We start from the raw sequence: 21228 nt of genomic DNA, 5'->3' as shown, positions 1-21228 counted from the left end.
CACCCTAAACTGATTGGCTATGACTACCGGCCACATCACACTCGTAGGCGGCGGCCCAGGCGCGTGGGACCTGCTGACTCTCCGCGGACTGCGCGCACTCGAGGCTGCCGACGTCATCCTCGCCGACCACCTCGGCCCCGCCGCTGAGCTGGAGAGCTTTTTGGACTTAACCGGCAAGGAAGTCGTGGGCGTAGCCAAGCTGCCGTACGCGAAGCAGGTGGCGCAGGAGCGCATCAACGAGATGCTGGTTGCCTATGGACGCACCGGCAAGCATGTCGTACGGCTCAAAGGCGGCGACCCGTACGTGTTCGGGCGCGGCTTCGAGGAGCTGCAAGCGTGCGCTGCCGCTGGGCTGGAGTGCTCGGTGGTGCCGGGCGTGACATCGGCGGTGTCGGTGCCGGCCGCCGCTTCGGTGCCGGTGACCCAGCGCGGAGTCACGCACGCGTTCACGGTGGTATCCGGGCACCTGCCGCCGGGACACGAGAAGTCGCTGGTGGACTGGGGCGCGCTGGCTCGCGTCGGCGGCACGATCGTGGTGGTGATGGGCGTGCGCAACGTGCGCGCAATCACGACGGCGCTGGTGGAGGCCGGTTTGGATGGTGCGACGCCCGCCGCCGTGATCCAGGAGGGCGAGACGGACGCGCAGCGGGTGTACTTCGCCACCGCGGCGAGCTTGGCCGACGTGATGGAGGCCGAGGGCGTCGCGGCGCCGGCCGTGTACGTGGTGGGGGAGGTCGCAGGCCTTGCGCACGCTGGATAGCTTGATCTGGGATGTGGCGTTCGGGGACTCGGCGTTCGTTGGGCCCGCTACTTCTGCATACCCTGGGAGCCAAACCCTGGGAGCTGGCAAAAATCGGCCGATGACAGGATCTAGTTCCCAGGGTCTGGGGGAGGGGGACCGCCAGGCGGTGCTCATCTGCCACGACCCGACGCTGGATCTCACCCGCGCGGCGGTGGCGACGGGCGCGCCGGTGCTATTTCTGGACTCGGACTTCGCGCGTAGCCAGGAGGCGTCGGCAATGGGCGCCGAGATCGCGGGTGATGTGCGGCTCGACGAGTTCTTGACCGGCGCAACCGGTTCCGCGGTCGCGGTCGGGGAGATGCCCAAGTCGCTCGCCCGGCTCGACTATCTGGCGCGTTCCATCGCGGGCGCGGGTTTCGACGACGTGCGGGTCGCACTCGGCGCGAACAACAAGCACCTCGCACGCAGCATGAACACGGTGCTTGGCGAATCATTCACCGGCGTTGCAGCCTCGCTTGGCCGCGGCAAGTTCCGTTGCCTTGTCGCCTCCGGCCCACGGGAGGTGGTCTATGAGCCATTGCTTGGCGACGGCCTGGTCGCCGTCGGCGGTGTCTTCTCCGGCGCGAAGCCGGACAGGGGCGGGGAGCTGCTTCGCTCCTGCCTGCCCGCCGAGACTGGTCGCCTGCTCGATCTGGGCTGCGGCAACGGCTCGGTCACCCGGGGGATGGGCGGCGTGGCCACGGACGCCGACGCGGACGCGGTGCTCTCCGCGCGCGCTATCGGGTTGGAGGCGACGTGGGACGACGCCGGCTCACGCTTGCCGGATGCGTCCTTCGACACGATCGCGCTGAACCCGCCGTTCCACGACGGCACCACCGTCGACGCCACCCTCGTGCAGCACCTCCTCGACGCCTCCGTGCGCCTACTCGCACCCGGCGGTGCGCTGTATGTGGTGCACAACTCCCACCTGCGTTACCGCGGCGAGGTGGAGCGTAGATTCGCATCCGTGGAGCAGATCGCGCGGGATACAACCTTCACGGTGCTCCGGGCTAGAAAGTAATTGTGGTACCGTTTGGCGGTACCACATGAAGGAGGGCGCTATGTCAATCAGCGCATCTGAGGCACGACGAACGCTGTACCCGCTCATTGAACGGGTGAATACAGACCGTGACGCGGTTGAGATTGTCTCTCGTCACGGGAACGCCGTTTTGATGGCTGCGGAAGATTACGAGGCATGGGTAGAAACGGCGTACCTGTTCAAGTCTCGAGAGAATGCGCGCCGACTCGCACGGTCCTATGACGACGCGCTCAACGGAAAGTTTGCTGAACACGACATCGATCTGGACGGGTAATGCGGTTGGTGTGGACCGCTGATGCGTGGGACGACTACCTGTATTGGCAAACCAACGATAAGAAGACACTCAAGCGTGTAAATCAACTGCTCCGTGACACGCTTCGCGCACCGTTTGATGGGATTGGCAAGCCTGAACCGCTGAAATATGGCGCTGACGGTGCGTGGTCAAGGCGCATCACTCAGGAACACCGCCTGGTGTACATGGTTGCGGATGGGGATCTCGTGATCCTCCAGGCGCGGTACCACTACTAGCCCAAAAGGGCAGGCAGGGCGTTGGCGGCGGTGTCCTCAATGACCACGTCGGCCAGGTGGGACAGGTCCGTGCGCATCGGGGTGACCTCGATGATGGGGATTTCGCGGGCGTGCGCCATTAGCGGCAGGCCGGCGGCGGGGTAGACCACCCCGGACGTGCCCACGATCACCAGCGCGTCCGCGGTGCGCATGCGGCGCTCCGCCTCTTTCCACTCGGCCTGGGGCAGGGCCTCGCCGAACCAGACCACCCCTGGGCGCACTGGCCCGCCGCATTCCAGGCAGGCCGGGGGAGTGATTGCCTCAACGGGTTCTTTGGGGAGGTCGATGGGCTGGGCGAAGTTTTCGTCGCAAAGCGAGCAGCGAAAGTCGAACAGTGAGCCGTGCAGGTGGACGACATCCTTGCTGCCTGCGCGCTCGTGGAGGTTGTCGATGTTTTGTGTGGTCACCGTCGTCTTCGGCGACTTAGCGACGGCAACGTGGCCCGCGTTCGGCTCCGCCTGTTGCGCGAGGTGGGCGCGCCAGAGGTACCAGGCGAACATGGTGTCCGGATCGTTGTGCCACGCGTCGATGGACGCCATGTCCTGCGGGTCCACGTTCTCCCACAGGCCGGTCTGGGCGTCGCGGTAGGTGGCGATGCCGCTGTCGGCGCTCATGCCAGCGCCGGTGAAGACCTCAATGTGTGAGACGTCGGTGAGGAGGGCGCGGGCGGTGTCGATGGTGGTCTGGAAGGCCATGGTTCGAACGCTACCTTCCGCAGGGGGTACGCGTTAGCTAATTCGCTGCGGGCGGCCGCGGTCGCGGAGGTATTGCCCCAGGTAGGGCTGGGCGAACTCGATAAGCCCCCAGCCGGCAGGTGTGATGAGGTCACGGGCAATAAGCCGGGCGCGGATGTCCGACAAGGAGGTGGCGGGGCGGCCGAGCCGTTCAGCCAGCGCGGAAGACGCAATTTCGGCGCCACCGGTTTCTTCCTCGATCGCAGCCATAGCCTGGAGGTAGTCCATCTGCCGTGCCGGGACGTCGCGCAACGCAGGTTGGTGGACCTGCACACCCAGGCGTTCAAGCGTGCGCGGGATCGCGGCGGAGACGGCATGGGCGTCGAGACGGTCCGAGCCGAGCTCGTCCGCGGCCTCCCAGGACAGAAAGCCGACAAGCTGCACGAGGTAGGGGTAGCCCTTGCTGAATTCGGCGGCCCGCTGCGCGTCGTCGAAGGGCCGGCCGCCGTCGCGCGCGGTTTCCGCCAGTGCGGTGTGGGCGTCCTCCAACGTCAGTGGGCCGAGTTCGTAGTGCCGGGCGCGGCGCAGGAATGTCGCGCCGGGCAGATCCAGCAGGGCGTTGATGCCGTGGGTGAGGCCCGCCATGGCCACGGCTACTGGGAGGTCGTCGCGGACGAGGTCCTGGTAGGCCACCGCGACCTGGGTGAGGTCTTCCGGTGAGGCGTCTTGCACCTCGTCGATGGTGATGAGCACTCCGGTGTCGCGCAGGTGCGAGATGAGCTCGCGCAGCTGGGTGGTCAGCCGGGGCACCGGGTCGTTGGATTCCACGTCGGTGCGTACTGATCCGATGCCGGCGACGGATACGCCGGTGATGCGGCGCCGTTGTGGCGGGGACAGCCTGTTGATCGCCTCCGGGATGGCGGACTGCATGAGTGACTCGGCGATCTTCTCCCGGGCCGAGGCGCGGAGTACGACCCAGCCCTGTCGTGCCGCAATGTCCTCGAGTTCGGTGAGCAGCACCGTCTTGCCGATGCCCCTGGAGCCGGAGATGAGGATCGAGCGATCGGGGTTACCGACAGTGCCGGAAATAGCACGCTCGAAGTCCGTGAGTACCGTGGCGCGGCCGGCCCACACCAGCGGGCTGGCGCCGAAAGTTGGGCGGAATGGGTTATCCATGCTGGTCAGTCTACCGCAACCGATAAACCGATAAAACGCACGCGGCCGATAAACCGATAAAACGATAGAGTTCCCGCGGGACGCGCACGTCCGCTACATCGCCACCCCAATGGCCATGGGTACTGCCACGATCATCACCACGCCAACGATTACCCGGCGCAGATACTGTTTGCCCGGCGCGTGCGCGGTGTTCACCGCGATCTTGCCCGGGTTCGACGGCAGCACGGCGGCGAGCATCGGGTCGTTCGGCGCCGAGTAGGTGCCCATGCCGCCCTGGTAGCGCAACCGCTCGTTGCGGGCCTGCTCGTCTGCGTCCGGTTCAATGCCGTCCTTCGCGTTCGTCATGCGCAGCGCAACAACCACCACGTAGACGGTGAAGCCGATCAACAGCGCGATCTCCAGCCAGAACGGGATGGCCACATCCGGCACTACCATGCCGATGTTCGTCACCGTGAGCAACGCCGCCAGCGAGAGGATGATTTTGGACACCACGTCTGCGGAGGCATCGCAAAGCTTCTCGACGCGCCGGGCCACCGTCTCCGAAAACGGCAGCGCGCCATCGCCGGAGACGTCGACGGTGTTCCGGGCAAGCGATCTCGGCGGCAGAAACAGCGGCATCATCAGCGTTACCGCGATGCCGATGATCATCGGCAGGGTCGTTGTGAGCAGCGTCTTCGGCGCGAAGCCGTCCGCCTCGCCGGTGGGGCCGACGTGTATCGGCACCGGGTCGGGGATCACGTCCCAGCGCAGGAGGATGTAGGCGAACCCGGCGGTGTAGATCAGCGCGGCCAGGCCGTAGCGGCGGTAGTTGGAAGCCATAACTACACCCGCATGGTGAGCAGCGCGCCGTCGACCGAAACATCGAACCCGGCTGCGGCGGCAATGTCAGCGATGTCTTCGGCACACGCGGCGTCGTGCGAAGCTAGTGCGCGGGCCAGCTCGCCCTTGTACTGCTTGTTGAAGTGGCTGACCACCTTGCCCGTATCGGCCTGCTCCACCCGCACAGTCAGCGCTCCCGGCACCGGCCCGAGCTGCTGGTAGGCGCCGGAGCGCATGTCCACCACGAAGTCTTCCTCGGCCAACACCTCCGTCACGGCAGAGCCCCACCACGACTTCATCGTCTTCCCGCCGAGCTTGGAGCCGCCGGAGACGCGGTAGCGGGGGATGAGGTCGCCCGCGCGCACCACCCCGAACAGCGCCGAGCCCACGGCCAGACGCGACAGCGCGTCCGGGGACAGGGTCGCAGCCTCAAGTGCGTCGTAGAGCACCCCGGTGTAGCGCTGGATCGCCGGCATCACCGGCGCGGAACGCAACGCGAGGTTCTCCTCGGCTTCCGCGTGCTTGCCGGCGGGGATTTTCAGCTCGCGCATCATGGTGTTGACGTCGGTGGCCGTGAGGGCGTCGAGAAGCAAAGTGCGCACCGGATCGAGCGACGGAAATGACAGCTGCATTGCAGCGTCGGTGCCGCCGGGCGCTTTGGTTTCAGAAGGCGGGAGGACGATCAGCATGCGCAAAACCCTAGCGGTAAACTGCCAAACCATGATTACACGCCTGTCCACGCTGTTCCTGCGCACGCTGCGCGAAGATCCCGCCGATGCTGAAGTGCCCAGCCACAAGCTGCTGGTGCGCGCAGGCTACGTGCGCCGCGCCGCCCCCGGCGTGTACTCCTGGCTGCCGCTTGGCCTGCGCGCGCTGCGCAAGATCGAGGGCGTGGTCCGCGAGGAGATGGACGCGATGGGCGGCCAGGAGCTGCTCTTCCCGGCACTGCTTCCTCGCGAGCCCTACGAAGCCACCAACCGCTGGGCCGAATACGGGGACGACCTGTTCCGCCTGAAGGATCGCAAGGGCGCGGACATGCTGCTCGGGCCCACGCACGAGGAGATGTTCACCACCGCGGTGAAGGATCTTTACTCCTCCTACAAGGACTTCCCGGTCACGCTGTACCAGATTCAGACGAAGTACCGCGACGAGGCGCGTCCCCGCGCCGGCATCCTGCGCGGGCGCGAGTTTGTGATGAAGGACAGCTACTCCTTCGACATGTCCGATGAGGGCCTGGATCAGTCCTACGCCAACCACCGCGCCGCCTACCAGCGCATCTTCGACCGCGTGGGGCTGCGCTACGAGATCTGCAAGGCCACCTCCGGTGCGATGGGCGGCTCCGCGTCCGAGGAGTTTTTGGCGTACTCGGACAACGGCGAGGACACCTTCGTCGTCTCCACCGCGGGCGATTACGCGGCCAACGTGGAGGCCGTGACCACTGTGGCTCCGGAGCCGCGCGCGTTCGACGGCCTGCCGGAGGCGGTTGAGCACGACACCCCGTCCTCCGAGACCATTGCGGCGCTCGTGGAGTGGGCGAAGGGGCAGGGCGTGCTTATCGACGGCCACACCGCCGAAGCCTGCGACACCCTCAAATGCATGATGGTGAAGGTCAATGACCCGCGCGCGCTGGATGAGGACGGCGAGCCGTTCGGCGAACAGCTCGTCGGTGTGCTCATCCCGGGCGATCGCGAGCTGGACGAGAAGCGCCTGGAGGCCTCGCTTGAGCCGGCCACGTTTGAGTTGGCCAGCGACGAGGACTTTGACAAGCACGACTTCTTGGTGAAGGGCTACGTCGGCCCGCGCGCGCTGCAGGCAAACGGCGTGCGCGTGCTGGCGGACCCGCGCGTGGTCGACGGCACCAGCTGGATCACCGGCGCGGACGCACCGGGCAAGCACGTAGTGGGCCTGGTTGCGGGCCGCGACTTCACCGTCGACGGTTACATCGAGGCCGCCGAGATCAAGGAGGGCGACCCGTCGCCGTCCGGCAACGGCACCGTGGAGCTCGCCCGCGGCATCGAGCTGGGCCACATCTTCCAGCTCGGCCGCAAGTACACCGAGGCCATGGACGTGCAGATCCTGGACGAAAACGGCAAGCGCGCCGTGCCCACCATGGGCTCCTACGGCATCGGCATCTCTCGCATGCTCGCGGTGATCGCGGAGCAGCGCCACGACGACAAGGGCCTGGTCTGGCCGGTGGAGATCGCCCCGTATCAGGTGCACGTGGCGGTGGCGAACAAGGATGCCGCAGCACTTGAGGCAGGCGACCGCATCACCGCCGAGCTGTCCGACGCGGGCCTCGAGGTGCTTTTCGACGACCGCCCGAAGGTCTCCCCGGGCGTGAAGTTCAAGGACGCCGAACTTTTGGGCATGCCGTTCATCGTCATCCTGGGCCGCGCGTTCGCCGACGGCATCGTGGAGCTGCGTATCCGCGGCGGCGAGACCCTCGAGGTCCCGGCCGACCAGATCGTGGCCAAGGTCCAGGAGCTCGTAGCGGAACGCCTGGGGTAGTCCGCGGCGTTTGCTCGCGCCCTACGTCCGCTGCGCGTGCGCGGCCAGCCTGATGGCATCCTCGCGCCAGGTAGCCGACTCCGCGTGCGCGGCGGCGTAGCGCCACTGCTTGACTAGGTCGTCCTGCATGGTCTTCACCAGCTGGGCGGCCTCTTCTGCGTTCGCAGGCTCGGCGTAGCCCTCGGCGAAGTCGTAGCCGGCGGCCGGGACGAGGGCCTCGTCGGCCGCGCCTTCGACAGGGCCCAGCACGCGGGCGAGCGCCGCGGTGCGCTCGTGGGATGCCTCGCGCAGCTCGCCGACGCGCTCGCGCAGATCGGAATCGGCGTAGGCGAGTGCGACGCCGAGACCGTAGTACATGGCGTTTTCGCGGGCGAGCAGCTCGTGGGCCGCTTCCGTGTCCGCGGCATTCGAGACAGTTTCGGTGACAGGCGCGAGGTCGACGGGGGAGAGCGTGAGTGCGTCGATAGCCTGGGCGACGATGAGGTCCACGGACTCCGCCGGCACCTTGTCGGCGGCGGCGACGGTGTGCTCGAGCAGCGCGTCCGCGTTACCCGTGGCGGGCAGGTCCGTGTCGCCGTAGCTCACGTCGCAGGAGGCGGGGGTGTCGCCGGAAGCGTCCACGCCGCACAGCCTGCGCGCTTCCCCTTTCAGCTCCTCGCTTTGCTTCTTGCGCATCTCGCGCCACTGCTCCCGTGCGGGGTCTCCGAAAACCCAGTCGGCGGAGGCCTGCTTCGCCAGCGCCATGATCTCGCCGTTCGCGCGTGGACCCACAACGTCAATCACGGTGCAGCTGGTGAGCAAAAGCGCGGCGGCGGGCAGCAGGAGGAGTTTCTTCACGCGCTGCACGTTACACGCTAGGTTGGTCGGCATGGCTTTTCCCACGAACGAGGCAATCGAGCGCATGGTTGAACCGGTTGCGCGCACCTACGGCATGGACATTGAGAAGATCCGCACGGTCAAGGCGGGCAAGAAGTCGCAGGTGGTCATCGCTCTGGACTCTGACGAGCATCCGACGCTCGACGACCTCGAGGAGGTGTCGCAGGAGCTCTCTTCGCTTTTCGACGATGCCGAGGAACGCGGTGAGGTGAACTTCGGCGCGGGCTACACCCTGGAGTTGACCACCCCGGGAGTGGACCTGCCGTTAACCGAGGCGCGGCACTTCCGCCGCAACCGCGGCCGCAAGGTCAAGGTGGGTGGGGAGCAGTGGCGCGTGGGGCCGCTCGACGCGGACGAGACTCTGGTGGCGCTTGTGCGCGCGACGAAAAAGGGGGAGGAGGTTCGTATTTCGCCGGTTTCTGAATTGTCGGGAGCAGTGGTAGAAATTGAGTTCAATGCCCCGCCGGCGACCGAGTCGGAGCTGGCGGATCGGGCGTTTGAAGAGCTTGAGGCCGCTGCGGCGGAAGGAAAGGAACACAAGTGAATATCGACTTGAACGCGCTGAAGGCGATCGAGGAACAGCAGGGCATCGCCATGGAAGATTTGCTGGCGACTATTGCAAATGCGCTGCTGTTTTCCTACCGCGAGTTCAAGGAGGGGGATGCAGGTGTCAAGGGGGACGACAGCGCTAAAGCGCGCGTCGACATCGACACCGAGACCGGCGACGTGGCCGTCATTGTCAGTGAGCTGGACGCTGAGGGCGAGGTCGTCTCCGAGTACGACGACACTCCGGTGAACTTCTCCCGCATCGGCTCCGTGGCCGTGCGCGACGCCATCAAGGGGCGCTTGCGCCAGGCGGAGGCCGGCCGCGTCTACGACGAGTACTCCGGGTTTGAGGGGCAAGTGGTCTCCGGCATCGTCCAGCGCGACGCGCAGGCGGAGGCACGCGGCCTAAACATTGTCCAGCTGGGCACCGAAGCAGACCCGCAGGACGGCATCCTGCTGCCGGCGGAGAAGATCCCGGGCGAAAATCTCAAGCACGGCGACCGCATCAAGGCCTACGTCGTGGGTGTGAACAAGGGCGACAAGCGTGTGCAGGTGAACCTGTCGCGCACGCACCCGGAACTGGTGCGCGGCCTGTTCGCACTCGAGGTGCCGGAGGTTGCGGACGGTTCCGTGGAGATCGTCGGCATCGCCCGCGAGGCGGGCCACCGCTCCAAGGTGGCGGTGCGCGCCACCGTCAAGGGAGTCAACGCCAAGGGCGCCTGCATTGGCCCGCGCGGCGCTCGCGTCACCAACATCATGTCCGAGCTCGGCGGCGAGAAAATCGACATCATCGACTGGGACGAGGACCCCGCCAAGTACGTCGGCAACTCCCTGGCCCCGTCGAAGGTGGTTTCCGTCGAGGTGCTGGACCTTGAGGCGCAGGCGGCTCGCGTGACTGTGCCGGATTACCAGCTGTCGCTGGCCATCGGCAAGGAAGGGCAGAACGCCCGCCTCGCGGCGCGTCTGACGGGCTGGAAGATCGACATCCGCTCCGACGCAGACGCGGCAGAGTAGTTCACAGAGAAATTACACCGCTGTAACCAGGAAACCCGCTGGGAATATAGATCCAGCGGGTTTTGGCGTACAGTGTTATACGGCTTTTGTGTCCGCATGATTAGGTGCGGCGAGGATGATGGCGTGAAAGGAAGGGACGCGGATGGGTGTTGCGCGCAAGCAGCCGATCCGCACCCGAACCTGCATCGCCACCCGTACCGCGCAGCCGGATACCCAGCTGCTGCGGGTTGTCGCCGACCCTGACGTGCCGGGGCGTGTGCTTGCGGACCCGGCCAGGAAGCTTCCTGGCCGGGGAGCGTGGATCACGCCCTCGTTGGATGCGGTCGAGCTGGCGGAACAACGCCGTGCCTTCGGGCGGGCGCTCCGTCTGTCCACTGCGGTGGACCTAGGTCATGTACGTACGTACCTTGCGTCGTCGCAAAGCAATTGCGATGAGGTAAACGACCCAGACGAAAAAGGAAAGACTGAACACTGATGAGTACGCAACGATGAAGCAGCATCAGCGATGAATGTCACTGACCACGTCTAGGGGCAGGTAGCCGGAAGGGCACTGCTCCTAGCAACAACGAAGAGGAGATACGTGTCCGGAAAGCTACGCGTTCATGAGTTGGCCAAACAGCTCGGCGTAACAAGTAAGGAACTGCTTGCCACGCTCAAGGAGCAGGGTGAGTTTGTGAAGACGGCGTCGTCGACCATCGAGCCGCCCGTCGTGAAGAAGATGAAGGCGCACTACGCCAAGCAGGCCGGCGGCAACGACGCTGCCGAGGAGAAGAAGGGCGAGGCTGGTCCGAAGAAGCCGCCGCTGAAGAAGCCGGGCCAGAACCGTGCGAAGGCAGCGGCGCCGAAGTCGGCCACCCCGAAGCCTGGCCCGCAGTCGAAGCCGGCGGACGACAAGCCGGCCCCGGGTGCCCCCAAGCCGGGGGCGAAGCCCGCGGGCCAGTCCGCGCCGAAGCCGGGCGCACCGAAGCCCGCAGCGGCGAAGCCGGGCGCGCCCAAGCCGGGCGCGCCGAAGCCGGCTGCCGCAAAACCGGGTGCACCGAAGCCGGCAACCGCAAAGCCGGGCGGGCCGAAGCCCGCAGCCGGAAAGCCGGGCGCAAAGCCGGGCGCGCCGAAGCCGGGTGCGCCGAAACCTGGCGCAAAGGGTGGCGCTCCGACCCCGGGCGCTATGCCGCGTCCGGTGCCGAAGCCGGGTCGCCCGCGTGTGGCCAACAACCCGTTCTCTTCCAACACCGGTGGTGGGCAGCGTCCGCCACGTCCGGGTGGCGGGCGTCCGGGCGGCGGCCGTTCCGGCTCGGGCCAGGGTGGCCCGCGCCCCGGTGGCGCACGCCAGGGCGGCGGCAAGCGTCCGTCCCCGGCGGATATGCCTGCAGGTCCGTCCCCGACACAGATGCCGTCGAAGGCGGCCGCCCCGGGCGGTCGAGGCCGCGGCGGTGGCCGTGGTCGCGGCGGTGGACCGGGTGGCCCCCGTTTCGGTGGTCCGGGCGGCGGATTCCGCGGTCGCGGCGGCCGTCGTGGCGGTACCGCTGGTGCATTCGGACGTCCGGGTGGTGCACCCGGCAAGCGCCGTAAGTCCAAGGGCCAGAAGAGGGCTGAATACGAGGAGATGCACAAGCCGAACGTCATCGGTGGCGTTCGTCTCCCCGACGGCGGCGGCAAGACCGTCCGCCTGCGCCAAGGCGCGACCCTGTCTGACCTTGCAGAGAAGATCAACACCGAGGCGTCGTCGCTGGTTCAGGCGCTGTTCAACCTCGGTGAAATGGTGACGGCGACGCAGTCCGTGTCCGAGGACACGCTGCAGCTGCTCGGCGCCGAGATCAACTACGAGGTTCAGATCGTCTCGCCTGAGGACGAGGACCGCGAGCTGCTCGAGTCCTTCGACCTGCAGTTCGGCGAGGACGAAGGCGGCGAAGAGGCCCTTGAGCACCGCCCGCCAGTGGTTTCCGTCATGGGCCACGTCGACCACGGTAAGACCCGCCTCCTGGACTCGATCCGCAAGGCAAACGTGGGTCGCGGCGAGGCCGGCGGCATTACGCAGGGCATCGGCGCGTACCAGACCGAGGTCACCCTCGAGGACCGGCCGCGCAAGATCACGTTCCTGGATACCCCGGGTCACGAGGCGTTTACTGCCATGCGTGCCCGCGGCGCCAAGTCCACCGACTTGGCCATCCTGGTTGTGGCGGCGGACGACGGCGTGATGCCGCAGACCGTCGAGGCGATCAACCACGCCAAGGCGGCGGAGCTGCCGATCGTGGTTGCGGTGAACAAGGTGGATAAGCCGGAGGCTCAGCCGGACAAGATCCGCGGCCAGCTCACCGAGTACGGCCTGGTGCCGGAAGAGTACGGCGGTGACACGATGTTCATCGACATCTCGGCGAAGCAGGGCACCGGCATCGACGATTTGCTCGAGGCTGTGCTGCTCACCGCGGACGCGGCGCTCGAGCTGACGGCGAACCCGGACATGGACGCCCAGGGCGTGGCCATCGAGTCCCACCTGGACCGCGGCCGCGGCCCGGTCTCCACTGTGATCGTGCAGCGCGGCACCCTGCGTGTCGGCGACTCCATCGTCGTCGGCGGCAACTTCGGTCGCGTGCGTCGCATGGTCGATGAGTGGGGCAACGACGTGGAGGAGGCGGGCCCGTCCCGCCCGGTCCAGGTCCAGGGCCTCAACGGTGTCCCCGGCCCGGGCGACAACCTGCTCGTGGTCGACGACGACCGCGTGGCCCGCCAGATTGCTGCGCAGCGTGATGCTCGTCAGCGCGCGGCTATGCAGGCGCGTCGTAAGAAGCGCGTGTCCCTGGAGAATCTGGATCAGGCGCTCAAGGAGCGCAGCCAGCTCAACCTCATCCTCAAGGGCGACAACGCCGGTTCGGTGGAAGCCCTGGAGGAGGCGCTGCTCAAGATCGAGGTCGACGACGAGGTGCAGGTCAACATCATCGACCGCGGTGTCGGTGCTGTGACCCAGACCAACGTCACCCTCGCGGCGGCGTCGGACGCGATCATCATCGGCTTCAACGTCCGTGCCGACGGCAAGGCCACCGAGGAGGCCAACGCCGAGGGCGTGGAGATCCGTTACTACTCGGTGATCTACCAGGCCATCGAGGATGTCGAGAGCGCGCTCAAGGGCATGCTCAAGCCGATCTACGAGGAGCGCGATCTGGGCGAGGCGGAGATCCGTCAGATCTTCAAGGCCTCCGCTGTCGGCCTCATCGCCGGCTGCATGGTCACCGAAGGCAAGGTCAAGCGCGGCGCGAAGCTGCGCCTGGTCCGCGACGGCAACGTCATCACCCCGGACGCGACCATCGAGTCGCTGCGCCGCGAGAAGGACGACGCCAACGAGGTTGCCAAGGGCTACGAGTGCGGCATGGTGCTGTCCTACCCGGATATTCAGACCGGCGACATCATCCAGACCTACGAGATGGTCGAGGTGCCGCGCGACTAGCACTGCAGCGCCGTCACCGTCGTAAAGCAATTGCTTATCGACGCCAACCCCCGCTCCGCGCGAACCTGCGCAGGGCGGGGGTTACACTATTGAAAGTTTCGGACAAAGGAGTTGAGCATGGCTGACAACCCTCGCGCACAGCGCCTGGCAAAGCAGATTCAGACGATCGTCGCATCCGCCATCGAGCGGGAGGTGAAGGATCCGCGTTTGGAACTGGTCACCGTCACTGACACCCGCGTCACCGGCGACCTGCACGACGCAACCATCTACTACACGGTGCGCGGCCGCAACATCGACGACGAACCGGATTACGAACAGGCCGCCGAGGCGCTCAACCGCGCCCGCGGGCAGATCCGCAAGATCGTGGGCGACCAGCTCAGCGTGCGCTTCACCCCGACGATCTCCTTCGAGCGCGACACCGTCCCGGAGTCCTCCGCGCACATGGAGGAGCTGCTGAGCCGGGCCCGCGCCCGCGACGAGGAGCTGGCGAAGCTGCGCGCGAACGCGAAGCCGGCGGGTGAGAGCGACCCCTACAAGCGCACAGGTGACGATGTCTAGCCAGGCACCGGTGTACTTACCGGAGGCGGCGGTGCAGTTCGAGGCCGCCGCCTCCCGTGTGCGCGCCGCCGAGAAGATCTCGGTGGTCGCGCATATTAAGCCGGACGCGGACGCGATCGGTTCCGCATGCGCGCTGGCGTTCGGGCTGGAGAAGCTGGGCAAAAACGTGCAGGTTTACATCGGCCAGCCGCTGCCACACTCGGCGAACATGCGCACCATCCCGGGCGTGGACCGCATCCACTACGGAGCGCCGCTGCCTGACGACGGCCTCGTGGTCACCGTGGACTGCGCATCTGCGGACCGCACCGGCTCGCTCATGCCGGCGATCCTGGAGGACCCCTCGCGAGTCATCGTGATCGACCACCACAACACCAACCCCGGCTTCGGCGGGATGAACCTGATTGTGGAGAGCGAATCCACCACCGTGATGATCCGCGAGCTGCTGGGCTGCCTCGGCGTGGAATTGGACCCGGACATCGCCTACGGCCTGTACGCCGGCCTGGTCACGGACACGGGCAGCTTCCGCTGGGGCACACCGCGCATGCACGTCTTCGCCGCCGAGCTGATGGAGTACGGGCTGAACACCCGCCAGATCGCGCTCGACCTGATGGACACGATGGGTCCGGTGGACCTGCAGCTGATGGGCGAGGTGCTCGCGAAAACCCACATCGTGCCCACGAAGGGCCTGTCGGTGGCGGTGCTGACCATCCCGGTCGGCATCCACTCGCGGATGAGCCAGACGGCGGTGGAGTCGATCATCGATTACGCCCGCTCGCTGGAAGGCACCGACGTTGGCGTGGTGCTCAAGGAGCAGGCGCCGAAACAATGGGCGATGTCGCTGCGCTCGGTTGTGGTGGATGTCTCCGCCGTCGCGCAGCAGCTGGGCGGAGGCGGCCACTGGGCTGCCGCCGGTTATTCTGCCAGTGGCAGCCGCAACGAGGTGATCCGCAAGCTTCTCGACGCGTTCCCGGAGCCTGATGAGTAACTGGCAACCAGCAAAGCAACGTTCCATGGGCCGCGAGATCCTGATGCTCGCCTTGCCAGCGCTCGGCGTCTTGGCCGCCAACCCGCTCTACCTCCTGCTAGACACTGCGGTGGTGGGCCGGCTCGGCACCGCCCAGCTCGCCGCGCTTGCGGCGGGGGCGGCGATCCAGTCCACGGTGACTACCCAGCTGACGTTTTTGTCCTACGGCACCACTGCGCGCAGTTCGCGCTTTTTCGGCGCCGGCCAACGCGACAAAGCAGTGGCGGAGGGGGTGCAGGCCACGTGGGTGGCGCTAGGCGTCGGCACGCTGCTGGCGCTTATTGTTGGGCTGTTCGCGCAACCCCTCGCCGAGGCGCTCGCCAACGACTATGAGACGAGCGTGCGGGCCGCCCAGTGGATGCGCGTGTCGGTTTTCGCCGTGCCGTTAACGCTTGCGATCATGGCTGGCAATGGCTGGATGCGCGGCGTGCAAAACACCAAATTGCCGTTTTACCTGACACTGTGCGGCCTGATACCGGGCGCGATCCTGCTGCCGATCCTGGTGGGGCGCTACGGGCTCGTTGGCTCGGCGGTGTCCAACGTGATCGGCATGGGCATTACCGCCGCGCTGTTCGTGGTCGTGCTGGTGCGCGAAAACGCTAGGTACGGCGGCAGCTGGGCGCCGCGCTGGAGCGTGATCAAACGCCAGCTCGTGCTGGGCCGGGACCTGATCTTGCGCTCGCTGTCCTTCCAAGTCTCGCTTCTGGCCGCCGCGGCTATCGCAGGCCGGATCGGGGTGGTGGCGCTTGCCGCGCACCAGCTCATGCTGCAGCTGTGGAACTTTCTCACGCTCGTGCTTGACTCGCTGGCGATCGCGGCGCAAACACTCACTGGCTCCGCGCTGGGCCGCGGGGGAGCGCAGCAGGCCCGCGCCGTGGGGCTGAAGGTACTGAAATACTCGATGGTCTTCGCGGTGGCGCTGTCCGCCGTGTTCGCGGTGTTCGCTGTACCGATCCAGACTCTGTTTACGTCGGACCCGGATGTCGTCGATACGCTGCGGGTTCCCTGGTTCCTGCTCATCGGGATGATCCTGGTTGGCGGTGCCGTCTTCGCCCTCGACGGCGTGCTGCTTGGTGCCGCCGACGCCGCGTTCCTGCGCAACCTCACACTGTTTTCGCTGCTGGCGGTGGCGCTGCCGATCATCCTGGCCGCCGGGGTGTTTGGCTGGGGCCTCACCGGCATCTGGGTCGGGCAACTCGCTCAGGTAGCCACGCGATTGATCGGCGTGGTGTGGAGGTTCCGCTCAATGCGGTGGGCCGTGTCCGGCGTAGATGGTAAGAAAGAGGAATGACCACCACGCTCTGGGCCGTCAGCGACCTACACGCGGCGGTGAAGCGCAACTGCCCGAAGATCGACGCAATCGAGCCGGCCGACCCGTCGGACTGGCTCATCGTGGCGGGCGACGTCGCCGAGCGGCCAGAGCTGATCATCCAAGTGATGGAAAATTTGGCCGAACGCTTCGACACCGTGGTGTGGGTGCCGGGCAACCACGAGCTGTTCTGCCGCTCGGCGGACAGACACCGAGGCCGTGAAAAATACACGATGCTGGTGCAGGCCATGCGAGCGATCGGCGTGATCACTCCCGAGGACCGCTACCCGGTTTTCGGCGGGGTGACCATCTGCCCGCTGTTCACCCTCTACGACTATTCGTTCCGCGCCCGCGACCTCACGGTGGAAGAGGCGCTCGCCGCCGCGCACGAGAACAACGTGGTGATGACCGACGAGGTCGCCATTGCCCCCTTCGTGGACATCCGCGCCTGGTGCTGGGACCGGCTGGCTTACACCACCAAGCGGCTCTCCCGCATCAACGGCCCCACAATCCTGATCAACCACTGGCCGCTGGTGCAGGAGCCGGTCCAGCGCATGCAGTGGTCCGACATCGCCCTGTGGTGCGGCACCCGGCACACACGAACCTGGGCCCAGCGCTACAACGCGAGGGCCGTCGTGTACGGTCACCTGCACATGCCGGGGGTGACAACTGTCGACGGAATAGAGCACATTGAAGCGTCTCTCGGCTACCCGCGCGAATGGGAGCAACACCCGTCCGCGCAGCCGTTCCCGTACCCGGTCATGGAGGTTGAGCAGTGATGCAAGACGTTTTGCTGTTCCCTCCCGAAGCACGCTGCGTGTTTTACCTCACCGACGACACGACCGACGCCGTCGACCTGACCCGCTACGAGGACCTGCACCCCGACGAGCGCAACGAGGTCAGCGCCGCAGTGGACGTGCGCAAAGGCGAGTTCGGCGACGCCCGCTGGTGCGCGCACCAGGCGCTGCGTGAACTCGGCGTGAAATCGGCTGGGGCCATCCTGCGAGGGGAGAGGGGCATGCCGCTGTGGCCCGAGGGGTTCACCGGCTCCCTCACGCACACCGACGGGCTCCGCGCGGCCGTGGCCGCCTCCACCCGCCACGTGCACTCCATGGGCCTGGACGCGGAGCCGGCAGAGCCGCTTCCAGATGGGGTGCTGCGCTCCATCGCCAGCGAAACCGAGATCGCGATGGTGAAAAGACTGCAGGCCGACGGCTACACCTGGGCGGATCGGCTGCTGTTTTGCGCCAAGGAAGCCACCTACAAGTGCTGGTACCCGATGACCCGGCGCTGGCTGGACTTCGACGAAGCCGAAATCGAGCTGCGCACCGACGGGTCCTTCACCTCCCAGCTGTTGGCGCGGCCCGCCCCAGTGCCGTTGTTCGAGGGCCGCTGGATCGAGCGCTGCAACTACGTGGTCACCGCCACCTACGTGCGGTAGCACCCGTGCGCAGGATCGACGGCTGACACCTCCTCCCGCAAACCCTGGGATCTAGACCCAGGGATCCGCCGATTTTTGCGCGAACCCAGGCTCTCGATCCCAGGGTTTGTGCATCGAGGGCAGGGCGGGGCAGGGCGGAGCAGGACTGGGCAGCGAACGCGACCCCCTACAGCGTCGAGGGGCGTGCGACGAACACTGTGGCCAGGCGCTTGCCCTTCTCCTTCACAAGCGCCACCGCGCGCCCGTCCGGCCCCACCGCCGCGTGGACGCCCTTGAGCCCGCGCGGCTCCAACCACTTGCCCATGGCCAGGGCATCGTATTCGTCTGCCGTGATGTAGAGGACCGGCCACACGCGAATCAAGGCGTCGTCCAGGCTCAGCGACAGCTCGGCGGAGTTCTCGAGCTGGTCCAGGGTGCGTGCATCGGTGAGGGAGAATGCGCCGACACGGGAGCGTCGTAAGGCAATCAAATGCCCCCCGACACCTAAGGCCGCACCCAGGTCGCGCCCGAGCGAGCGGATGTAGGTGCCGGAAGAGCAGTGCACGCGCGCATCGACGTCCACGAACTCGCCGTCGCGGCGGATCTCGCCGAGGTCGAAAGAGTGGATGGTCACCTCGCGCGCGGGGATGTCCACCTCCTCGCCGGCGCGCACGAGCTCATGCGCGCGCCGCCCGTCGATCTTGATGGCGGAGACCTTCGACGGCACCTGCATGATCGTGCCGGTCAGCTTTGCCACCTCCGCGCGGATCGCCTCATCTGTGATCCCGGAAGCATCATGCGTATCGACGGTCGCGCCTTCGGCATCATCCGTTGTCGTCGACGCGCCCAGGCGGATGGTGGTTTCGTACACCTTGTCCTCGGCCACGAGGTGGGCCAGAAGCTTCGTGCCGCGCTCGATGCCCGCCACCAGCACACCGGTTGCCATGGGGTCGAGCGTGCCCGCGTGGCCGACTTTGCGGGTGCCGAAGAAGCGGCGCAGGCGTGCGACAACGTCGTGGCTGGTCATGCCAGCGGGCTTGTCCACGACGACGATTCCGGAAGTGGCGAGGGGATCGTTCATGTCTCGCGATTATGCCGTACCCTAAGTCCCCGTGGATATTCTGCGCGGGCTTTCGAGTGTGCCGGATTCCTTCGCGGAAACCGGCACGGTAGTCACTATCGGTGTGTTCGACGGAGTGCACCGGGGCCACCAGCTGCTCATTTCCAAAGCGGTGGAGACCGCTCGTGAGCTCGGCGTGCCGTGCGTTGTGATGACCTTCGACCCGCACCCCGTGACCATTTTTGCTCCGGAGCGCGCGCCGCGGGCGCTGATGCCTCTCGACGAGCGCGCCCGCCACATCGCCGACCTGGGCGTGGACGAGCTTGTGGTCATCGATTTCCGCGAAGAACTCGCCGGCCTGACGCCTGCGGAGTACATGGAAGACGTGCTGGTTTCCACCCTGGGCGCGAAGCACGTGCTGGTGGGGGAGAACTTCACCTTCGGCCGGGACGCCGCCGGCACCGCCACCGACATGGCGCAGCTCGGGGAGCGGGCGGGCGTGGACGTGACCATCGTCAAACTGCTCGGCGAAGGCGAAGTGCGGATTTGTTCCACTGCCATCCGCGACCATCTTTCCGGCGGCGACGTCGCCCTGGCCACAGACTTCATGGGCCGGCCGTTTTCCGTCACCGCGCCGATTGAGCGCGGCGCGGGCCGCGGCGGCAGGGAGCTGGGCTACCCCACGGCGAACCAGTACGCCTCCGACACCTCCGCAGTGCCCGCGGACGGCGTGTACGCCGGCTGGCTGACCATCATCGACGACGGCGAAATCGACGGCGACATGGAACCCGGCGTGCGCTACCCGGCGGCGATTTCCGTGGGCACTAACCCCACGTTCGGCGACGCGCGACGCAGCGTGGAGTCCTTCGTGCTGGACCGCGACGCGGAACTGTACGGGCGCATGGCGCGCGTGGAATTCGTGGAAAAAGTCCGCGACATGCTCAAGTTTAACTCCGTGGACGAGCTTTTGAAACACATGTCCCGCGACGTTTCCCGCACCCGCGATATTCTCGGGGCATGACCACCAAGCTGATCCTGGATTTGGACACCGGCATCGACGATGCCCTGGCTCTCGCGTACGCGCTCGCCTTGCCGGAAGTTGAGCTTATCGGCGTGACCTGCACCTACGGCAACGTCGTGGTGGAGCAATCCGTGCGCAACACCCTGGCAATTCTGGAGCTGTTCGGCCGTACGGACGTGCCAGTGTTCGAAGGCCCGGGCCACGCCCGCGCCAAGGACTCGTTTGAAGTCCAGGAGATCTCCGCGTTCATCCACGGTCAAAACGGTATCGGCGAGGTTGAGATCCCGGATGCCGCCCGCCAGGTTGAGCAGACTTCCGCGGTGGATTTCCTGGTTGATTCGGTGCACAAGTACGGCGACGAATTGGTGATCGTGCCCACCGGCCCGTCCACTACCATCGCCGCCGCGATCGAGGCGTCCAACGTGTTCCGCGACGGCGCGCAGATTGTGATGATGGGCGGTGCGCTGACCGTGCCGGGCAACGTCACGGCGTGGTCGGAGGCGAACATCCACCAGGACCCGGAGGCGACCGACCTGATGTTCCGCAGCCTGCGCAACGTCACCATGATCGGCCTGGATGTGACCCTCCAGACGCTGCTGACTACTGCGGAGACCGCGAAGTGGGCCGAGCTGGGCACAGTCGGTGGCGCGTTCTTGGCGGACATTACGAACTACTACATCGACGCATACAAGACCACCTCGCCGCACCTGGGCGGTTGCGGTCTGCACGACCCGCTGGCGGTAGCGGTGGCGATCGACCCGGGCCTGGTGGACACCCTGGGCATCAACATGAAGGTGGACACGGAAGGCGAAACGCGCGGGCGCACCATCGGCGACGAGGCCCGGCTCAACGACCCGGACAAGCACGCCGCAGTGGCCGTGCGGGTGGACACGGCGGGCTTTTTGCAGGAGTTCATGCACCGGTTGAGTGTTTTGGCTCAGGCAACCCCGGTCGTGTAACCTCTTCCGAGGTCTTGCGCCACCCGACTGTGGTTCGCGGCAGTCACGGCGTAGCAAAGACTTTTTCCGTAGAACGCGAACTGAAACAACCAAGGAGTACCTCATGGCACTGTCCACTGAGAAGAAGAGCGAAATCCTCAAGAACTACGGCCTGCACGAGACCGACACCGGCTCTCCGGAGGCGCAGGTTGCGCTGCTCACCGAGCGCATCAACAACCTGACCGAGCACCTCAAGGACCACCAGCACGACCACCACTCCCGCCGTGGCCTGCTGCTGCTCGTCGGCCGTCGTCGCGGTCTGCTGAAGTACCTGCGCGAGAACAACGTCGAGCGCTACCGTGACCTGATCGGTCGCCTGGGCCTGCGCCGTTAATCACGCGCAAAGCTGCGGTTAAGCTGCGGCCCAAAAAGAACGCCTCACCAGCACGGTGGGGCGTT

At 66.4% G+C, this 21228-nt stretch carries 23 protein-coding genes and 2 pseudogenes; 18 read left to right on the top strand and 7 right to left on the bottom strand.

The window, feature by feature from the left end:
* Window positions 1-19 precede the first annotated feature (19 nt).
* The 4 genes from cobA to CAFEL_RS06920 all read left to right on the top strand — a co-directional run bounded on the left by cobA (window position 20) and on the right by CAFEL_RS06920 (window position 2348).
* On the top strand, window positions 20-760 hold the full coding sequence (cobA, locus tag CAFEL_RS06935) for a uroporphyrinogen-III C-methyltransferase (protein ID WP_194559467.1): 741 nt from the start codon (window positions 20-22) through the stop codon (window positions 758-760).
* Between the two features lie 100 nt (window positions 761-860).
* Window positions 861-1802: a class I SAM-dependent methyltransferase gene (locus CAFEL_RS06930; RefSeq protein ID WP_194559466.1), complete on the top strand. Its 942-nt coding sequence runs from the start codon at window positions 861-863 to the stop codon at window positions 1800-1802.
* A gap of 40 nt (window positions 1803-1842) precedes the next feature.
* A complete protein-coding gene (locus CAFEL_RS06925) occupies window positions 1843-2094 on the top strand; it encodes a type II toxin-antitoxin system Phd/YefM family antitoxin (protein ID WP_194559465.1) in 252 nt (83 codons plus the stop codon).
* The gene (locus CAFEL_RS06920) at window positions 2094-2348 is read left to right on the top strand and encodes a Txe/YoeB family addiction module toxin (RefSeq protein ID WP_194559464.1); all 255 of its coding nucleotides are present in this window, start codon (window positions 2094-2096) and stop codon (window positions 2346-2348) included. Before CAFEL_RS06925 ends, CAFEL_RS06920 begins: the two co-directional genes overlap by 1 nt.
* Here the strand turns inward: CAFEL_RS06920 and CAFEL_RS06915 are convergent.
* The 4 genes from CAFEL_RS06915 to CAFEL_RS06900 form a co-directional block, all read right to left on the bottom strand.
* Window positions 2345-3082 carry an NAD-dependent deacylase gene (locus CAFEL_RS06915; protein WP_194559463.1) on the bottom strand — a complete coding sequence of 246 codons (738 nt, stop codon included), beginning with the start codon at window positions 3080-3082 and terminating at the stop codon, window positions 2345-2347. The genes CAFEL_RS06920 and CAFEL_RS06915 overlap by 4 nt on opposite strands.
* 33 nt (window positions 3083-3115) lie before the next feature.
* On the bottom strand, window positions 3116-4237 hold the full coding sequence (locus CAFEL_RS06910) for an ATP-binding protein (protein WP_194559462.1): 1122 nt from the start codon (window positions 4235-4237) through the stop codon (window positions 3116-3118).
* A 93-nt stretch (window positions 4238-4330) separates the two neighbouring features.
* Window positions 4331-5056, bottom strand: a complete 726-nt coding sequence (locus CAFEL_RS06905; protein WP_194559461.1) for a DUF1648 domain-containing protein — start codon at window positions 5054-5056, stop codon at window positions 4331-4333.
* Between the two features lie 2 nt (window positions 5057-5058).
* A complete protein-coding gene (locus tag CAFEL_RS06900; protein ID WP_194559460.1) occupies window positions 5059-5745 on the bottom strand; it encodes a YaaA family protein in 687 nt (228 codons plus the stop codon).
* A 31-nt stretch (window positions 5746-5776) separates the two neighbouring features.
* Between CAFEL_RS06900 and CAFEL_RS06895 the strand changes: the two genes are divergently transcribed.
* Complete coding sequence (locus CAFEL_RS06895; protein WP_194559459.1) at window positions 5777-7564, top strand: proline--tRNA ligase; 1788 nt, start codon at window positions 5777-5779, stop codon at window positions 7562-7564.
* 21 nt (window positions 7565-7585) lie between these two features.
* On the opposite strand, the gene CAFEL_RS06890 is transcribed toward CAFEL_RS06895, so the two are convergent.
* Window positions 7586-8401 carry a hypothetical protein gene (locus CAFEL_RS06890; protein ID WP_290171975.1) on the bottom strand — a complete coding sequence of 272 codons (816 nt, stop codon included), beginning with the start codon at window positions 8399-8401 and terminating at the stop codon, window positions 7586-7588.
* A 31-nt stretch (window positions 8402-8432) separates the two neighbouring features.
* Here CAFEL_RS06890 and rimP point away from each other — a divergent pair, with 31 nt between their 5' ends.
* The 4 genes and pseudogenes from rimP to CAFEL_RS11250 all read left to right on the top strand — a co-directional run.
* Window positions 8433-8984, top strand: a complete 552-nt coding sequence (rimP, locus tag CAFEL_RS06885; RefSeq protein WP_194559458.1) for a ribosome maturation factor RimP — start codon at window positions 8433-8435, stop codon at window positions 8982-8984.
* A complete protein-coding gene (gene nusA, locus CAFEL_RS06880) occupies window positions 8981-10000 on the top strand; it encodes a transcription termination factor NusA (protein ID WP_194559457.1) in 1020 nt (339 codons plus the stop codon). The genes rimP and nusA overlap by 4 nt, the downstream gene beginning before the upstream one ends.
* Window positions 10001-10142: 142 nt before the next feature.
* Complete coding sequence (locus CAFEL_RS06875) at window positions 10143-10475, top strand: YlxR family protein (protein WP_063936871.1); 333 nt, start codon at window positions 10143-10145, stop codon at window positions 10473-10475.
* A 105-nt stretch (window positions 10476-10580) separates the two neighbouring features.
* Window positions 10581-10673, top strand: a pseudogene (locus tag CAFEL_RS11250) (translation initiation factor IF-2 N-terminal domain-containing protein); the annotation flags it as partial.
* A 339-nt stretch (window positions 10674-11012) separates the two neighbouring features.
* On the opposite strand, the pseudogene CAFEL_RS11245 reads toward CAFEL_RS11250, so the two are convergent.
* A pseudogene (locus tag CAFEL_RS11245) lies at window positions 11013-11609 on the bottom strand (hypothetical protein); the annotation flags it as partial.
* On the opposite strand from CAFEL_RS11245, the gene infB reads away from it, so the two are divergent.
* The 6 genes from infB (at window position 11604) to CAFEL_RS06845 (ending at window position 17771) form a co-directional block, all read left to right on the top strand.
* The gene (infB, locus tag CAFEL_RS11240) at window positions 11604-13439 is read left to right on the top strand and encodes a translation initiation factor IF-2 (protein ID WP_353959481.1); all 1836 of its coding nucleotides are present in this window, start codon (window positions 11604-11606) and stop codon (window positions 13437-13439) included. The pseudogene CAFEL_RS11245 and the gene infB sit on opposite strands and share 6 nt — an antisense overlap.
* 117 nt (window positions 13440-13556) lie before the next feature.
* Window positions 13557-13997, top strand: coding sequence for a 30S ribosome-binding factor RbfA (gene rbfA, locus CAFEL_RS06865; RefSeq protein WP_194559455.1), 441 nt, complete (start codon window positions 13557-13559; stop codon window positions 13995-13997).
* Complete coding sequence (locus CAFEL_RS06860) at window positions 13990-14982, top strand: DHH family phosphoesterase (protein WP_194559454.1); 993 nt, start codon at window positions 13990-13992, stop codon at window positions 14980-14982. Before rbfA ends, CAFEL_RS06860 begins: the two co-directional genes overlap by 8 nt.
* Window positions 14975-16312 (top strand): MATE family efflux transporter, encoded by a 1338-nt coding sequence (locus CAFEL_RS06855; RefSeq protein WP_228496173.1) that lies wholly within the window; start codon window positions 14975-14977, stop codon window positions 16310-16312. The genes CAFEL_RS06860 and CAFEL_RS06855 overlap by 8 nt, the downstream gene beginning before the upstream one ends.
* Window positions 16309-17109, top strand: a complete 801-nt coding sequence (locus CAFEL_RS06850; RefSeq protein WP_194559453.1) for a metallophosphoesterase family protein — start codon at window positions 16309-16311, stop codon at window positions 17107-17109. The genes CAFEL_RS06855 and CAFEL_RS06850 overlap by 4 nt, the downstream gene beginning before the upstream one ends.
* Complete coding sequence (locus CAFEL_RS06845) at window positions 17109-17771, top strand: 4'-phosphopantetheinyl transferase family protein (protein WP_194559452.1); 663 nt, start codon at window positions 17109-17111, stop codon at window positions 17769-17771. Before CAFEL_RS06850 ends, CAFEL_RS06845 begins: the two co-directional genes overlap by 1 nt.
* Window positions 17772-17937: 166 nt before the next feature.
* On the opposite strand, the gene truB is transcribed toward CAFEL_RS06845, so the two are convergent.
* A complete protein-coding gene (gene truB / locus CAFEL_RS06840) occupies window positions 17938-18831 on the bottom strand; it encodes a tRNA pseudouridine(55) synthase TruB (protein WP_194559451.1) in 894 nt (297 codons plus the stop codon).
* Between the two features lie 31 nt (window positions 18832-18862).
* Here truB and CAFEL_RS06835 point away from each other — a divergent pair, with 31 nt between their 5' ends.
* From CAFEL_RS06835 to rpsO, 3 genes are all read left to right on the top strand, one after another.
* Window positions 18863-19831 carry a bifunctional riboflavin kinase/FAD synthetase gene (locus CAFEL_RS06835; RefSeq protein WP_194559450.1) on the top strand — a complete coding sequence of 323 codons (969 nt, stop codon included), beginning with the start codon at window positions 18863-18865 and terminating at the stop codon, window positions 19829-19831.
* On the top strand, window positions 19828-20790 hold the full coding sequence (locus CAFEL_RS06830; RefSeq protein ID WP_194559449.1) for a nucleoside hydrolase: 963 nt from the start codon (window positions 19828-19830) through the stop codon (window positions 20788-20790). Before CAFEL_RS06835 ends, CAFEL_RS06830 begins: the two co-directional genes overlap by 4 nt.
* A 103-nt stretch (window positions 20791-20893) precedes the next feature.
* Window positions 20894-21163, top strand: a complete 270-nt coding sequence (gene rpsO, locus CAFEL_RS06825) for a 30S ribosomal protein S15 (protein WP_034998704.1) — start codon at window positions 20894-20896, stop codon at window positions 21161-21163.
* The last annotated feature ends 65 nt before the right edge of the window (window positions 21164-21228 follow it).

It is taken from the genome of Corynebacterium afermentans subsp. lipophilum (assembly GCF_030408375.1).
Classification (GTDB): Bacteria; Actinomycetota; Actinomycetes; order Mycobacteriales; family Mycobacteriaceae; genus Corynebacterium; species Corynebacterium lipophilum.
The sequence above is the reverse complement of the archived record's forward strand: the minus strand, read 5'-3'. Positions and strand labels throughout refer to the sequence as shown.

Coding starts and splice junctions, on each gene's coding strand:
- cobA (WP_194559467.1), top strand. CDS start 20: ATGACTACCGGCCACATCACACTCGTAGGCGGCGGCCCAGGCGCGTGG.
- CAFEL_RS06930 (WP_194559466.1), top strand. CDS start 861: ATGACAGGATCTAGTTCCCAGGGTCTGGGGGAGGGGGACCGCCAGGCG.
- CAFEL_RS06925 (WP_194559465.1), top strand. CDS start 1,843: ATGTCAATCAGCGCATCTGAGGCACGACGAACGCTGTACCCGCTCATT.
- CAFEL_RS06920 (WP_194559464.1), top strand. CDS start 2,094: ATGCGGTTGGTGTGGACCGCTGATGCGTGGGACGACTACCTGTATTGG.
- CAFEL_RS06915 (WP_194559463.1), bottom strand. CDS start 3,082: ATGGCCTTCCAGACCACCATCGACACCGCCCGCGCCCTCCTCACCGAC.
- CAFEL_RS06910 (WP_194559462.1), bottom strand. CDS start 4,237: ATGGATAACCCATTCCGCCCAACTTTCGGCGCCAGCCCGCTGGTGTGG.
- CAFEL_RS06905 (WP_194559461.1), bottom strand. CDS start 5,056: ATGGCTTCCAACTACCGCCGCTACGGCCTGGCCGCGCTGATCTACACC.
- CAFEL_RS06900 (WP_194559460.1), bottom strand. CDS start 5,745: ATGCTGATCGTCCTCCCGCCTTCTGAAACCAAAGCGCCCGGCGGCACC.
- CAFEL_RS06895 (WP_194559459.1), top strand. CDS start 5,777: ATGATTACACGCCTGTCCACGCTGTTCCTGCGCACGCTGCGCGAAGAT.
- rimP (WP_194559458.1), top strand. CDS start 8,433: ATGGCTTTTCCCACGAACGAGGCAATCGAGCGCATGGTTGAACCGGTT.
- CAFEL_RS06875 (WP_063936871.1), top strand. CDS start 10,143: ATGGGTGTTGCGCGCAAGCAGCCGATCCGCACCCGAACCTGCATCGCC.
- infB (WP_353959481.1), top strand. CDS start 11,604: ATGCACAAGCCGAACGTCATCGGTGGCGTTCGTCTCCCCGACGGCGGC.
- rbfA (WP_194559455.1), top strand. CDS start 13,557: ATGGCTGACAACCCTCGCGCACAGCGCCTGGCAAAGCAGATTCAGACG.
- CAFEL_RS06860 (WP_194559454.1), top strand. CDS start 13,990: ATGTCTAGCCAGGCACCGGTGTACTTACCGGAGGCGGCGGTGCAGTTC.
- CAFEL_RS06855 (WP_228496173.1), top strand. CDS start 14,975: ATGAGTAACTGGCAACCAGCAAAGCAACGTTCCATGGGCCGCGAGATC.
- CAFEL_RS06850 (WP_194559453.1), top strand. CDS start 16,309: ATGACCACCACGCTCTGGGCCGTCAGCGACCTACACGCGGCGGTGAAG.
- CAFEL_RS06845 (WP_194559452.1), top strand. CDS start 17,109: ATGCAAGACGTTTTGCTGTTCCCTCCCGAAGCACGCTGCGTGTTTTAC.
- truB (WP_194559451.1), bottom strand. CDS start 18,831: ATGAACGATCCCCTCGCCACTTCCGGAATCGTCGTCGTGGACAAGCCC.
- CAFEL_RS06830 (WP_194559449.1), top strand. CDS start 19,828: ATGACCACCAAGCTGATCCTGGATTTGGACACCGGCATCGACGATGCC.
- rpsO (WP_034998704.1), top strand. CDS start 20,894: ATGGCACTGTCCACTGAGAAGAAGAGCGAAATCCTCAAGAACTACGGC.